12 protein-coding genes are annotated in these 15,060 nt (G+C 31.0%); 7 read left to right on the top strand and 5 right to left on the bottom strand.

The window, feature by feature from the left end:
- From Q1A46_RS18135 to Q1A46_RS18105, 7 genes are all read left to right on the top strand, one after another.
- Positions 1-3,379: T9SS type B sorting domain-containing protein (locus Q1A46_RS18135; protein WP_299682324.1), on the top strand; the 3,379-nt coding region annotated here is incomplete at its 5' end.
- Positions 3,380-3,388: 9 nt separating this feature from the next.
- Positions 3,389-4,354, top strand: a complete 966-nt coding sequence (locus Q1A46_RS18130) for a type IX secretion system membrane protein PorP/SprF (RefSeq protein WP_299682321.1) — start codon at positions 3,389-3,391, stop codon at positions 4,352-4,354.
- 73 nt (positions 4,355-4,427) lie between these two features.
- Positions 4,428-5,246 carry a 23S rRNA pseudouridine(2604) synthase RluF gene (rluF, locus tag Q1A46_RS18125; protein WP_299682318.1) on the top strand — a complete coding sequence of 273 codons (819 nt, stop codon included), beginning with the start codon at positions 4,428-4,430 and terminating at the stop codon, positions 5,244-5,246.
- Between the two features lie 79 nt (positions 5,247-5,325).
- On the top strand, positions 5,326-6,456 hold the full coding sequence (gene tgt, locus Q1A46_RS18120) for a tRNA guanosine(34) transglycosylase Tgt (RefSeq protein WP_299682315.1): 1,131 nt from the start codon (positions 5,326-5,328) through the stop codon (positions 6,454-6,456).
- A 67-nt stretch (positions 6,457-6,523) separates the two neighbouring features.
- Positions 6,524-7,537 (top strand): LptF/LptG family permease, encoded by a 1,014-nt coding sequence (locus Q1A46_RS18115; RefSeq protein ID WP_299682310.1) that lies wholly within the window; start codon positions 6,524-6,526, stop codon positions 7,535-7,537.
- Complete coding sequence (locus tag Q1A46_RS18110) at positions 7,518-8,420, top strand: DMT family transporter (RefSeq protein WP_299682307.1); 903 nt, start codon at positions 7,518-7,520, stop codon at positions 8,418-8,420. The genes Q1A46_RS18115 and Q1A46_RS18110 overlap by 20 nt, the downstream gene beginning before the upstream one ends.
- 48 nt (positions 8,421-8,468) lie before the next feature.
- Complete coding sequence (locus Q1A46_RS18105; RefSeq protein ID WP_299682304.1) at positions 8,469-9,422, top strand: acetyl-CoA carboxylase carboxyltransferase subunit alpha; 954 nt, start codon at positions 8,469-8,471, stop codon at positions 9,420-9,422.
- Between the two features lie 93 nt (positions 9,423-9,515).
- On the opposite strand, the gene Q1A46_RS18100 is transcribed toward Q1A46_RS18105, so the two are convergent.
- The 5 genes from Q1A46_RS18100 to Q1A46_RS18080 all read right to left on the bottom strand — a co-directional run bounded on the left by Q1A46_RS18100 (position 9,516) and on the right by Q1A46_RS18080 (position 14,985).
- Positions 9,516-10,199, bottom strand: a complete 684-nt coding sequence (locus Q1A46_RS18100; protein ID WP_299682301.1) for a response regulator — start codon at positions 10,197-10,199, stop codon at positions 9,516-9,518.
- A 2-nt stretch (positions 10,200-10,201) separates the two neighbouring features.
- Complete coding sequence (locus Q1A46_RS18095) at positions 10,202-11,725, bottom strand: sensor histidine kinase (protein ID WP_299682298.1); 1,524 nt, start codon at positions 11,723-11,725, stop codon at positions 10,202-10,204.
- 523 nt (positions 11,726-12,248) lie between these two features.
- Positions 12,249-12,476, bottom strand: coding sequence for a hypothetical protein (locus tag Q1A46_RS18090; protein ID WP_299682295.1), 228 nt, complete (start codon positions 12,474-12,476; stop codon positions 12,249-12,251).
- Positions 12,477-13,877: 1,401 nt separating this feature from the next.
- Positions 13,878-14,507, bottom strand: a complete 630-nt coding sequence (locus tag Q1A46_RS18085) for a 7-carboxy-7-deazaguanine synthase QueE (protein WP_299682292.1) — start codon at positions 14,505-14,507, stop codon at positions 13,878-13,880.
- Positions 14,479-14,985 carry a RidA family protein gene (locus Q1A46_RS18080; RefSeq protein ID WP_299682289.1) on the bottom strand — a complete coding sequence of 169 codons (507 nt, stop codon included), beginning with the start codon at positions 14,983-14,985 and terminating at the stop codon, positions 14,479-14,481. The genes Q1A46_RS18085 and Q1A46_RS18080 overlap by 29 nt, the downstream gene beginning before the upstream one ends.
- Between the last annotated feature and the right edge of the window lie 75 nt (positions 14,986-15,060).

Here is a 15,060-nt window from a genome sequence, read left to right as displayed (position 1 = left end):
CTGTAATGGAAGTGCTACAGGACGTATCGAGGTTACTTTAACAGCAGGCTTAACTCCAGTTACTTATAGTTTAGTTCAGACAGTAGGATCAGGCTTAGCAGCAGGTCAAGGAGTTTACGATGCAGGAAGTGATGCATTTATTAATGTACCAGCAGGAACATATACAGTAACAGCGACAGGAGATAATGGATGTACAACAGATGTTACCGGAATTGTGATTGGAGATAATCCATTATTAACTGTTGTAGCGCCAAGTGCGGTTCAGTTTGGATGTAGTACAGGTAACACAGTTGACAATGCTACCTTAAGTATTGATACTGCATCAGGTTCAGGAATTTCAGGAGGAAGCACAGTGTATAACACCGTTGAATTATACTTAGATGTAGCGCCATTTGGAGATTTCGATACAAGTTTAGATACAGAGATTACAGCTGTAACAGTAACCGGAACAGTTTATACTTATAGTATCTCAGACACAACAGGTGGTAATTATTACATTAGAGTATTAGATAGCGAAGGCTGTGAGAGTTTCTCACCAGTAACTACAATCAATGCTTTTGATGAATTACAAGATATTACACCAAGTCAGAATGATGCTATTAGTTGTGTTAATGGTGGAGAATTAATAGATATTGTCTTTAATTCAAGTTTAACAGTAACAGGAGCTACAATAACTATTTTAGACGATACAGGAGCTACAATTGAGACAATCAATAATGTTGATAGTGGTGTTAGCGTTACGAATACAACAAGATTAGCAGTAGGAGTGTATACAATAAATGTTACACATCCAACTACAGGTTGTGAATTAACTACAACATACAATGTAGAGGAAATTATAGATCATATTATAAATGTTTCTCAAACAGCACCAGTTGTTTGTTTTGGATCAAGTACAGCAGAAGTAGAGATTGTATTTGATGCTAGTTCTCCTTATGCAGGCGGATATACGTATACAGTATTTGATGCAGGTACAGGAACAGCAACAGCTATCACAGGAACGGGAACATCAGGAAATACTCCAGAAACAATCACAGGTTTACCAGCAGGAGATTACTTTGTTAGAGTTGTAATGACAGCTTTCCCAGATTGTACAAGAGATACAGGTACATTTACAATAGCAGGTCCAACTGCAGCTTTAAATGCTACATTAACAACTACACCAATTAATTGTGCTACTAATGATAGTGGTGAAGTTACAATTAATGCTGTAGGTGGATGGAACGGATATGAATATCAATTAGTAAATACTACGACTTCTACTACAGTTCAAGCTTTTGGGACGAATAATATTATTGGAGGTTTAACAGCTGGAACTTACGAGGTAACTGTTAGAGATGCTAATGGATGTCCATTTGTAGATACATTTACATTAACAGACCCTACAATAATAGATTTTGTTCCTCAAGTAACAACTCAAATAGAGTGTGAAGGAGATGAAACAGCAGTAGTTACTGTTACAGGAGTAACAGGAGGAGCTCAAGTAGTAACACCTGTATATTCTTATAGCTTAGAATTCCCTGATGGAACTTCTACAGCAATTCAATCTTCTAATGTGTTTAGTGGATTAGGAGCAGGTACTTATCAGGTAACAGTTTATGATGAGTTTAATTGTAGAAACACGTTAAGTGTAATTGTTAATGAACCAACAGAAGTAGTAGCTACAGCAATAGTAACAGGAAATATTACATGTACTGTTCCAAATGCAACAGTAGAAGTAAGCGGAGTTGGTGGTACAGGTACTTATGAATATAGTATTGATGGAACAACGTTCGTAGCATCAAATGTATTTACAGTACCAGCAGGCGATTATAACTTCTATGTAAGAGATAATAATGACTGTATCTCAGCACCATTTGTAGTTTCAATTCCAGCTCTAGAACCATTAGTAGCTACATTAGATGCTTCTCTAGGATTCATTACTTGTAATGGTAATGCTGATGCAGTTTTATCTGCAACTACAGTAGGTGGTTTAGGAAGTAACATGTATGAATTAATTGATGTAGATACTTCTACTTCGGTTGCAGGTCCACAAGCAGATAATATATTCAGAAATATTGGTCCTGGTAGATATTTAATTAGAGTAACAAGTTTAGATTGTACAGCAGATACAGGTGAAGTTAGGATTAATGATCCAGACGTATTAGTAACTACACCAACAGTAGTTAATGTAAGTTGTAACGGATCAACAGATGGTAGTATCACGTTGAATACTATTGGAGGTACAGGAGCTTATGTTTATGAAATTAATACTGCTCCAGGTAGATTCCAATCAGAAAATGTGTTCAATAACTTAGCAGCAGGTATGTATAGAATTACTGTTCTTGATGAAAACGGTTGTCCGAACATATTAGATGTAGAAGTTTTAGAACCGGCAGTTTTAGATGCAGAGATCGATTTAACGACAGTAGTACAGCAACCATGTGTTACAGATCCGGCACCATCGTTTACGGTTAATATTATGGGTGGTACACCTCCATATACATTAAGATTAAGTGATGGAAGTGCTCCAATTACATTAGGACCTACTGAAACTAGTTATACATATAATAACTTAAATTCAGGTCAATCTTATGCAGTTATCGTTACAGATTCAAGAGGATGTAGAATACCAGATCCTTTAAGAATTCAGTTCGAACCGGCTGTAGATTTAGGATTTGAAGAGTTAAACGTAACTTACGATTGTACGCAACAAGCGACTATAACAGCTACAGTTGCTGAAATTTATAGAGACGAAGTAGTTTACATGTTAACTGGTCCAGAAAGTGCAAGTAACGATACAGGTATTTTCCAAGTGAATACACCAGGAACGTATATTGTAGAAGTAACGCATGCAGTAGGATTAGGTTGTACACCTCCTTCTGAACAAATCACTGTCATTTCAGTATCTCCATTAGTATTTACTGAAGCTAATATTGATCAGTCTCAGTTAAATACTTTAATTGCAAATGCAACAGGAGGTATTGCACCGTATGAATACAGTATAGATGGAAGTGAGTTTACTTCGAATAATGTATTTACAATAAATCAAACAAGAAATTATGTAATAACAGTAAGAGATGATAGAGGTTGTGAAGAAACTGTAACAGTAAGAGGAGAATTCATTACAATTGATGTTCCAAACTACTTTACACCTGATGGAGATTCTCAACAAGATTACTGGTATCCAATAAATGTTCAACCATATCATAATTTAAAAGTTTATATTTATGATAGATATGGACGACAATTACAATTGTATTCAGGAATGCAACAAGGATGGGATGGAACATATCAAGGAAGACCATTGCCTTCTGGTGATTACTGGTATACAATTGAGTTCACTGAAATTACAGGTGAAGAGAAAAGATTAATAGGACACTTTACGTTATATAGGTAAAAGAATAAAATGAAGAATACATTTTTAGCATTTGTGCTACTGATTTTTTCAGTAGCACGTTTATCAAGCCAAGAGAATGACTTACCCCAATATGTCAATCATATGGCTGATAATCCTTTTATAATTTCGCCCGCATATGCAGGTATTGGAGCTGGATTCCAGCTTCGTTTAAATGGAGTTAGTCAATGGTTAGGAGTTAAAGAAGCTCCAGACACTCAATCCTTAAGTTTAGAAGCTAGGTTAGCAGAACGATTTGGAGGAGGACTAACTATTTTTAATGATAAAAATGGTTTTACAACTCAAAAAGGTGTTCGTTTGTCATTAGCCAGTCACTTAACATTAAGTGATCTTTATGATAGCTTTTTATCTTTAGGTTTAAGTTATAGTTTTATTCAATTTGGAATTGATACTTCTGAATTTAGAGATCCTCTTGATCCTAATGCGCCAGTGAATATTCCTAATAGAGTATTAAATTCTTCAAATTTTGATATTAGTATGTTATATCGATTCGGTAGATTCGCTATCAGTGGTAATATTGTAAATTTATTAGATAAGAAGATTGATGATTTTAGCACAGGTGAACCAGAAGTATTAAGAAGATATTCTGTTTATACTAATTATAATTTCAGAATTAATAGAGATACAGAGTTTGAACCTTCTGCTTTTGTAGAATATTTTGAAGCCAGTCAACGTTCTAGAACAGATATTAATGTAAAATTGAGAAGACGTATTAGAGATGGATACATTTGGGGAGGATTAAGTTATACTTTCTTAAATGATCAATTCTTTACTCCAAACGCGTTAGCTCCATTATTTGGTATCAAAAAGAATAAATTGTATTTGTCGTATGGTTTCAGTATCACAACAAATGAAATCATCGGATTCAACAATGGTACTCATATGATAACATTAGGATTCGATTACGATCGTAGACCTAGTTTGGCTCGATGTACAAGAAAGATGATTATGTTCTAAGAAATCATATTACAAATAATAAAAAAGCCTCAAGTAAGATAACTTGAGGCTTTTTTATTCTAATTTTGCAGAGATGAATAATAGTGAATCAACAAATCTTAATAAATTTATTAGTTCAACAGGAATTTGTTCTAGAAGAGAAGCAGAAAAATTAATTGTTGCAGGAAGAGTTACGATTAATGGAAAACCAACTCAACTAGGAAACAGAGTTTTTGAAGGAGATATTGTAAAAGTTGATGGGAAACCATTAAAAGCAAAGCCAAAGACCATTTATATAGCTTTAAACAAGCCTATAGGTATAGTTTGTACAACTGATAGTAAAGAGAGAAAGAATATTGTAAAATTTGTTGGTCATCCGCAACGGTTATTTCCTATCGGGCGATTAGATAAACCTTCTGAAGGATTAATTTTTTTAACGAATGATGGAGATATCGTAAACAAGATATTAAGAGCAGGAAATAATCATGAAAAAGAATATATAGTTACAGTTAACAAAGAGATTAATGATCGCTTTATAACTAGAATGGGAAATGGAATCCCAATTTTAGGAACGGTAACTAAAAAATGTAAAGTCACTCAAATTAATTCAAACACGTTTAAAATAATACTAACACAAGGCTTAAATCGTCAAATTAGAAGAATGTGTGAGTATTTAGATTACGAAGTAACCAAGCTTAAAAGAACTCGTATAATGAATGTTGAATTAGGAAGTTTAAAAACAGGTGAATGGAGAGAACTTTCTAGTCATGAAATGGATAAGATTAATCAATTAGTTAAAACCTCTGTAAAAACAGAAGAAGCTTCAAAAGAAAAAGCACCACAAAAGAAAAAAAGTACCCAAAAGCCCAAAAACTTTAAATCTAAGTTTGGTAGACAAAGAAGAAACAGATAACACTATATTCTTCAAAAAATAAGAAACTTTTAACGAAGTGCTTTTTAACATTTAACTTACATGCGTATCTTTGTCGCCTATGCAATTCGAATTAAAACAAAAAGATCCTAAAAGTAAGGCAAGAGCAGGAGTAATAACAACCGATCATGGTACAATAGAAACTCCAATATTTATGCCTGTTGGTACAGTAGCTTCAGTAAAAGGAGTACATCAATCTGAACTTAAAGACGAGATTAATCCAGATATTATTTTAGGAAACACCTATCATTTATATTTAAGACCAAAAACAGATATTCTTGAGCAGGCTGGAGGATTGCATAAATTCATGAATTGGGATAGAAATATTTTAACTGATAGTGGTGGTTATCAAGTATATTCTCTTTCAGGAAGAAGAAAAATTAATGAAGAAGGTGTAAAATTTAAGAGTCATATAGATGGTTCTACACATTTTTTTACTCCAGAAAACGTAATGGAAATACAGCGTTCTATTGGAGCTGACATTATTATGGCTTTTGATGAATGTACTCCGTATCCATGTGACTACAACTATGCAAAAAACTCGATGCATATGACACATCGTTGGTTAAAACGTTGTATTAATCACTTAGAAAAAACGCCACTTAAGTACGATTACAATCAAACTTTATTTCCAATTGTTCAAGGAAGTACATATACAGATTTACGTAAACAATCTGCCGAATTTATTGCTTCTGTAGAGGCTGAAGGAAATGCAATTGGAGGTTTATCTGTTGGTGAACCTGCAGAAGAAATGTATGCAATGACAGATGTTGTTTGTAGTATTTTACCAGAAGATAAACCAAGATATTTAATGGGAGTTGGAACTCCAATTAATATCCTTGAAAATATTGCTTTAGGTGTAGATATGTTCGATTGTGTAATGCCAACTAGAAATGCTAGAAATGGTATGTTATTTACAGCACACGGAACAATAAATATTAAAAATAAGAAGTGGGAAAATGACTTTTCTCCAATCGATGATATGGGAATTACTTTTGTAGATACACTATACTCAAAAGCCTATTTACGTCACTTATTTGCTTCAAAAGAGTTGTTAGGAAAACAAATCGCTTCAATTCATAATTTAGGTTTCTACTTGTGGTTAGTTAGAGAAGCTAGAAAACATATTTTAGAAGGAGATTTTGCAGTTTGGAAAGACAGAATGGTAAAACAAATGAGTAAACGATTGTAAATTGAAAATACTCGATTGGTACATATTAAAACGTTACTTAACTACGTTTCTGTTTACACTGCTTATTTTGATACCTATTGCAGTAGCGATAGATATTGCAGAGAAAATTGATAAGTTTTTAAGACATGAAAACTTAACTTTTTTCGAAGTAGTAAATGATTATTATAAGAATTTTATTATTTACTATGCAAATACTTTTATGCCTTTGGCGCTGTTTTTAGCAGTAATTATATTTACTTCTCGATTAGCAAACAATACTGAAATTGTAGCAATTAATAGTTCTCAAATTTCGTTTACACGTTTTTTATATCCTTATTTTATAGGGGCTACTATTGTTACTATTATTGCTTTAGGAATGAATCACTATGTAGTTCCTAGTAGTAGTAAAACAAGAAAAAAGTTTGAAAGAACTTACCTGAAGAAAAAACGATATCAAGATCAAATCGTAAAAGAGTTCAGTCTGCAATTAAATGATAGCACCTACATGTATGTGCAGAATTATAATTTAAAATCTAATTCAGGAAGTAATTTTTCTACTTCAATTTATGAGGATAGAAAATTAAAATTCAAATTAATTGCTGATCATATTCGTTGGAAGGATACGATATTTAAACTTCAAAATTGGAAAGCTCGAAAGATTTATAAAGACCGAGATAGTATTTGGTTTGGAACTTCAATGGATACAGTATTTAGCTTTACTCCAAAAGATTTTAATTATAAATCGGCAATGGCTCAAGAAATGCCTTCAAATGAGTTAAAAGAATTTATTGAAGTATCTAAAAAGAGAGGTGTTAAAAACTTAAATGCTTATTGGGTAGAATTATTTAAAAGAACAAGTTTACCGTTAGCATCATACATATTAACTATTATTGCAGTTGCACTCGCTTATAAAAAGAGAAGAGGAGGAATAGGTGTAAATTTAGCATTAGGAATTGCAGTAATGTTTATATATGTTTTCTTTTTAAAAGTAGCTGAAGTTTTAGGAGCTGTAGCAGGAGCAAACTCATTACTTAATGTTTGGATGCCGAACTTTGTTTTCGGTACATACGCCGTTTATCTTTATGTCAAATCAAGGAAATAAACTCAAAAACTACCTTTTACTACACTTAATAGTATTTATCTGGGGATTTACAGCCATTTTAGGAAAGTTAATATCTATAGATGCCATTCCTTTAGTTTGGTATAGAATGTTAATTGCTGTAGGTTTTATAGGTTTATATTTTGTAATCAATAATAGATCTTTTACATTAACTAAAAGAGCTGCTGTAGAATTTTTAATCACAGGAATTATCATTGCAATTCATTGGATTACTTTTTTTAAAGCCATTAAAGTTTCCAACGTTTCTGTAGCTTTAGTAACTATGAGTACAGGTGCTTTTTTTACTTCTTTGCTAGAACCAATTTTTTTCAAACGAAGAATTAAACCTTTAGAAATGATATTAGGTTTATTAGTTATTTTTGGTTTATATATCATTTTTAGTTTCGAAAGTAAATACACTTTAGGTATTATTTATGCGTTAATTTCTGCATTTTTATCCGCTCTATTTGCAGTATTAAACGGACTCTTTGTTAAAAAATATGAAGCTGATTCTATTTCGTTTTATCAATTGTTTTTTGGAGTTGCTTTTGTAACTGTATATCTAGCTTTTTCAGGAAGTTTTACAGCTAAGTTTTTCAATTTATTAGCAACAGATTGGTTATATCTAGTTATTTTGGGAAGTGTATGTACAGCTTATGCTTTTATCGCTTCTGTTAAAGTGATGAAATATTTAACTCCATATACAGTAATGTTAACGATAAACTTAGAGCCAGTTTATGCAATTATACTAGCATTAATAATATTTAAAGAAAAAGAACAGATGAATGTAGAGTTCTATTATGGAGCATTTATTGTACTTTTTGTGGTGTTGTTAAATGGTCTAGTGAAAAATTCTTCAAAAATTAAAAAGAAATTACAACGATAATTTATTATGTTTGCTTAACAAACAGCAAATAAAATCAAACTTTAATAAATGGAATATTTAGATTTTGAAATGCCAATTAAAGAGTTAGAAGACCAATTGGCAAAATGTCATGATATTGGGAAAGAAAGTGAGATAGATGTTACTGAAACATGTAGTAAGATCGAAAAGAAGTTAGAAAAGGCAAAGAAAGATATTTATAAAAACTTAACTCCTTGGCAACGAGTACAATTGTCTCGTCATCCAAGTAGACCATACACGTTAGATTATATCAAAGCGATTTGTGGAGATACGTTTATGGAGTTACATGGAGATCGAAATGTTCGTGATGACAAAGCCATGATTGGTGGTTTAGGAAAAATCGGAGATCAATCTTTTATGTTTATCGGTCAACAAAAAGGATACAATACAAAAACACGTCAATACCGTAATTTTGGTATGGCAAATCCTGAAGGTTACCGAAAAGCCCTACGTTTAATGAAAATGGCTGAAAAGTTTGGAATTCCTGTAGTAACTTTATTAGATACTCCAGGTGCTTATCCAGGTTTAGAAGCTGAAGAGCGTGGACAAGGTGAAGCTATTGCAAGAAATATCTTTGAAATGACTCGTTTAAAAACTCCAATTATTACTATTGTTATTGGGGAAGGAGCTTCTGGTGGTGCATTAGGTATTGGAGTAGGAGATCGTGTTTACATGATGGAAAACACTTGGTATACTGTAATTTCTCCTGAATCTTGTTCTTCTATCTTATGGCGTAGTTGGGAGTTTAAAGAGCAAGCTGCTGCTGCTTTAAAATTAACTGGAGATGACATGAAAAAGTTGAAGCTTATTGACGGAATCATTACTGAACCTGTTGGTGGAGCTCATGCTGATAGACAAGGAGCTTTCGAAGCCGTTCAAGAGCAAATTTTAAAAGCTTTTAATGAGTTAAAAGATTTAGATGAAGTTAGCTTAATCTCCAAAAGAATGGATAAATATGCTAATATGGGAGTTTATAAAGAATAGTAGATTCCAAATTTATACATAAAACAAAAAACTCGCTGATTCCAGCGAGTTTTTTGTTTTTATCTTATAAGTAAAATTGTATTTAACTTCCGGCTAAATAAAACCTTTATCCTTTGCTACATGAATTAATTCACGATCGTCTGTACTAGTGATGTCAAAAATCTTTTTAAGCTGTCTTTTACGCTTTTCTATAGCTCTTAGCGATAAGTGTACCATATCCGGTAAATCTTTCATCATAGTACCAATAGAAAGCTGATACATGATTTTTCTATCTACATCATCAATAAAATATTCACTAGATACTTCGTTACGCATAATTTTTGTTACTGTTTTGCTATAAAATGGAGGATCACAAAGAACTTCTTCAATAGCCTGTACTAGTTGTGGAGGCGTAATATCATTTTTTACTAAAAATCCATCAGGATTAATATTTTTTAAAATGCTATGAACTCTGTAATTATCATTAAAAGTTGTAGATACAATAATTCTAGTATCTGGTAGCATATCGTTTATTCTAATTCCTAAATCTTCACCAGAAAGTATAGTGCCGTCTTTAGAAGCAGGTAAACGCATATCCAAAAAAACAATATCTAAACGATCGTTGTTTTTAGCATAGTCTTTTAAAATTTCACAGGCACTATCACAATCATTAGCCATTAAAATATTAAAAAATACTCCTTCTTTCTGACTTTCAATAAAAGTAAAGGCACTTTTATAAGCTTCAGCGATTAATGGATGATCATCAATAATTAGGGCATTGTATTTCTTTGCTATCATGCTTAGGTTATAGGTATTTTAATTTGCAAATTTGTTCCTTTATTAGGTTCAGAAATAAACGAAACGTTACCCTGTAATTTTGCAACTCTTGAATTAATGTTTTTAATTCCTATTCCTTTTCTGCTCTTTTTAGTATCAAATCCTACACCATCATCAGTAATTTGTATAGCTAGTTTTTCGTTTTCATTGGAAAACGCTAAAGTAACATTTTTTGCATTTGCATGCTTAATAATATTCTGTAAAGCTTCCTGAATTATTCGATAAACATTGGCCTTTGTTACTTCACTAATGTCACTCCAAACAACTGTGTCATCCGTTTCAAAATGTGTAGTGAACTGACCAATAATACTTTTATCAGCTAGTAATTGTTTAATAATAGTGGTAAAATTAATATTGGCATCATTAAAATTATCACTTAATTTATGTGAGACTTCTCGAATTTCTTTTTCTATACTTTGCAATTCATCTAAGTAGGTTTGTTGTTTTTCTTGGGTATCAGTGCTCATTTGCATTCCTAAAAAGCCAAGATTTACACGTGTTCCAAATAATTTACCTAAAATACCATCATGTAATTCAGCTGAAATTCTATTACGTTCTTTTACACGTTCTTCTTCTAATTTAGCTTGTTGCTGAAGTGTTAATACATAAACTTCTTCATTTGCTTTTTGTTGGTCTGCTTCTAATTGAAGTTTCTCATTTCTTACTTTTTGTACACGTAAAAAGTAGAGTAGGGTAGAAATTAAAATAATACTAATACTTCCACCGATAATCCATATTAATTGCTGGCCTAAACGTTCTTTTTCTTCTATATGTTCATCAGTTTCAAACTCTATACGAGTAAATTTATTTTGAGTTTTACGTTCAACAGTAACCAAACTATCATTATATTGAATATAACGGTCTAAATATTTTTTTGAGTTTTTAGTATCTAAGTTAGAAAGTTGTTTTAAACTAGTTAAATAATCTCTTCCATTTTTTAATTCTTTAGCCAATAAATTAGCTTTTTGAGCATATGTAATTGCTTTATTAGTATCTTTTAAAAATTTATAGTAATCCGAAATTCGGATATTACTCATAGTAATACCTCCTTTATTAGCTGTTTTCTTCCAAACATTAAGAGCGTAAAACAAATCTTTTTTAACTCCACTACTATCTTTCATTAATAACTTACAATAAGCTCTATTGTCAATAACTCTAGCTTTATGTTCGTAACTAATGTTTTGGTTTAAATCGATATTGTAAAACTCTAAAGCTTTATTATAACTTTTCTTTTTTAAATAAATATTAGCGATATTATTTTCAATACCAAAAGGTTGAATTTTTATTTTCTTAAAATAATCTAACGACTTTTGATAGTAAGTTAGAGCTTTATCATATTCTTTTATGTCTTCTTGAAGTTGAGCAAGCAGGTTGTATGCTTCACAAATCCCTTTTTTATTATCTAATTCTTTATATAGTTTTAAAGCTTCAATAATCAATACTTCACTTCCAGAATAATCACGGTATATTCCTCTTATTTTAGCCATTCCAAATAAAATCTGTGAAGCTTCTTTCTTATTATCTTCTAATAAAAAAGCTTCATAAGCTTTTTTGAAATGAAAGTAAGCTTTATCATAGATTAATTTTCTAACATAAAATGTAGCATAGTTCCAATGTGTATCTCCAATTGAATAATTATCATTTATTTTGTTTGATAATTTGAGAGCTTCATTATTTATCAGAAAAAAATTTGTAGAATCTTTTAGTTTATAAAATTCATAAGCTATAGAACTTAAGTGAATTGGTTTTTTTAAATCCTTTTTTAAAAAATACTCATAGGCCTTTTTTAAAATTATTTTTCTAGAAAAAGTGTCTAATTCTTTGTTTTTAGATTCCTTTATCCAATTTTTTACACTATCAAGTTCATTTTGTTGGAATAAAGCAAAAGAATTGATAATTGAAAATTTAATTAAAATTATATAGTAAAGTAAAGTTTTAATATCGATTTTAGTTTTGTAACAAAACTAAAAAAAACCTCTAACAATTTGTTAGAGGTTGTATAAAATTCAACTAATTCCCCTTTCCACCATCACTACCAGTAGTTCCACCATCATTACCAGTGTAATTAGTTCCGTTTCCACCTATAGGGATATCTAAAGCGTCGTCATCTCCACCTCCGACATCCATTGTTGTAACATCTGTTGTTTGTGTGTTTGTTACAAGATCTTCTGTGTTATCTGTACAACTTACTGTAAATACAAATACAACAATACATAGCAAAAATTTTAAATTTTTCATAATTCAATTTTTAGTGTTTAATAATAGTTTTCTTGGCCACATTTAGCGGCATACATAGCTGATCGAATGTTCTTTTCGATATATCTGCATCGGTAAAACCGAGGCATAGGTTTCCCATCCCGAGTTTTCAGGTGGTTTTTGTAGAATTGAATTGATAGTTGAAATCAATCCATGAAGACTTGGAACTACTAAGGCCTATTGAGTTTAGGCTTCAGGAAATTCTACAGTTTTAGTAAATAAGGAAGCGTTTTTGCAATTTTTATTAGTAACGCTAGCTGATTTTTTAAATTAAATTACGTTCGGTATACTTTATACCAAACTAATTTTTAGCTAATGTTACGTTTCAATGAGTAAACGTCCTTTTTCATTTAGAATTAGCAATATTAATTTTCTCATAACTTTAACAATTTCTTATCTATAAGATACAAAATTTAAATAATGTTACCAAATTTTTCGTCTTTTTCTCAATTCTTTCGTTTTTTCGAAAAAAATAAACTAAAAAAGGCATCTTTTAAATAAGATGCCTTTTGAATATATAAACGATACTTTGTTATTACTCTTGTATCAAATATGCTATATTACAAAAAACATCATTATGCAACTCTCCATCAAAACAAACACCTCTTACAGGTAAATCTTTACTGCTAATGTGCATAGAATGTGTTTTCATTTTTTATTTATTAATAATGAGATTTATTCTCATTTAATTACATGACAAATATATAATCTTTTTTGAAATCTACAAATAATTTAATTGAATAAATTATTGATTAATAGTGTTTTATGTTGTTTTTGGGTAATAAGTTTGCTGTCCGGAAAGTTTCCAGATATTTTCAATTTGAGTTTATCTAACTAAATAGTTTTTCAGTGTTTAAAACCTTCAATTTTTATGTCTTTTTTACCTATTTATCATATATTACTGTATTAAAAAAGGCGTCTGATGTAAATCGGACGCCTTTTATATATTGTTATACTAACATTTATAATATCATAAATGTATAGTGTAATTTTTTTCATTCCGATTTTTAAAGAGTTGTTTTCCAACTTCTTTTAAACTACGTAAGCTATAATTAGCAGACGATTGTGTATGTAAAATCATTTTATTCATGTGTGCCAAATATACAAAATTTTAGTGAGATGTTAAAAACTGTTAAAAGCAAGGTATTTTTTAAAAAAGTGCGGGTCACCCACACCAAAAGTGTGGGTGACCCGTACCAGTGTAAGAAAAGTGCATTATATCTTTGTCAACGTTAAAAGTCCTTATATATAAGGTACGGGTATAAAAAACAATTTATACCATAGTCGTTCGGGGGAAATTCTATGGAAGAAAAGCACTAAGCTAAAAAAAGGAGGAAAATTGTTTGAAACTAAAAAACGTCCAAGGTTGGACGTTTTTTTAGTTTATGGAATATTTAAGTATTTATGCGTTTGTAAGGAGATTTTCCACTTAGGATGATTCATAACATAATCTATAATTAAAGGAATCATTTTATCACGTTTACTCCATTCTGGTTGTAAATAAAGCTTACAGTTATTGTTAACTTTTGCGGCTTGTTCTTCAGCAAACTCAAAATCATTCTTATTATGTATAATCATTTTAAGTTCATCAGCTTCTTCATAAGCTCTATTTAAAGGCAGTTTTGTTTTTTTAGGAGATAAACAAAACCAATCCCAAACACCAGAAAATTTATATGCTCCTGAGGTTTCTATATGAGTTTTAATACCTTTTGCTTGTAATTGTTCGGTAATATAATCTAAACTCCACATTAAAGGTTCTCCACCAGTAACAACAACGGTTTCTGCATATTTTTTTGCATTGGTAACTATTAGGTCAGTTAAAGTTGGTGGGTGTAAATTAGCATCCCAACTTTCTTTAACATCGCACCAATGACATCCAACATCACAGCCTCCAATTCTAATAAAATAAGCTGCTGTTCCTGTATGAGCCCCTTCACCTTGTATTGTATAAAACTCTTCCATTAAAGGAAGCATTTCACCTTTTTTAATTAACTCTTGCGTCTTTAAATCCATCTGCTTTTACCGCTATTACATCAATCTCAATTTTTGCTCCTACGAGCAAACCGGCTGCAAATGTAGTTCTTGCAGGCTTATTTTTAGGGAAATATTCACGAAAAATTTTATTAAATGCTGCAAAGTCGTCTGTAGTAGATAAAATTACAGTACATTTTACTACATGTTCTAAATCTGAACCGTGTGCTGCCAAAACAGCTTTTATATTTTCTAAAGTTTGTCTTGCTTCTGGGCCAATACCTCCTTCAGGTAATTTGTTTGTTTCAGGATTAATACCAACCTGACCTGCTAAATACAATGTATTACCAACTTCAACAGCATCTGAAAAAGGAGCATTTTTTTTACGTTCTAATTTAGAACTATGGAAGATTAAATTTTCTTTTTCAGTAGGCGTTTTTGTATTATTAGTATTATTATTTGTAGTACATGAAGAAATAAGTATTGTAATAGTTAAAGTTAAGATATTCAGTGATTTCATGTGGAAATATTTAATTGAATTACAAATTTACTTAAAAGAGAATGAAAGTTACTTAAAATTATTATGCTCTACTTT

Source organism: uncultured Tenacibaculum sp., assembly GCF_947502995.1.
GTDB lineage: Bacteria > Bacteroidota > Bacteroidia > Flavobacteriales > Flavobacteriaceae > Polaribacter.
The sequence above is the reverse complement of the archived record's forward strand: the minus strand, read 5'-3'. Positions and strand labels throughout refer to the sequence as shown.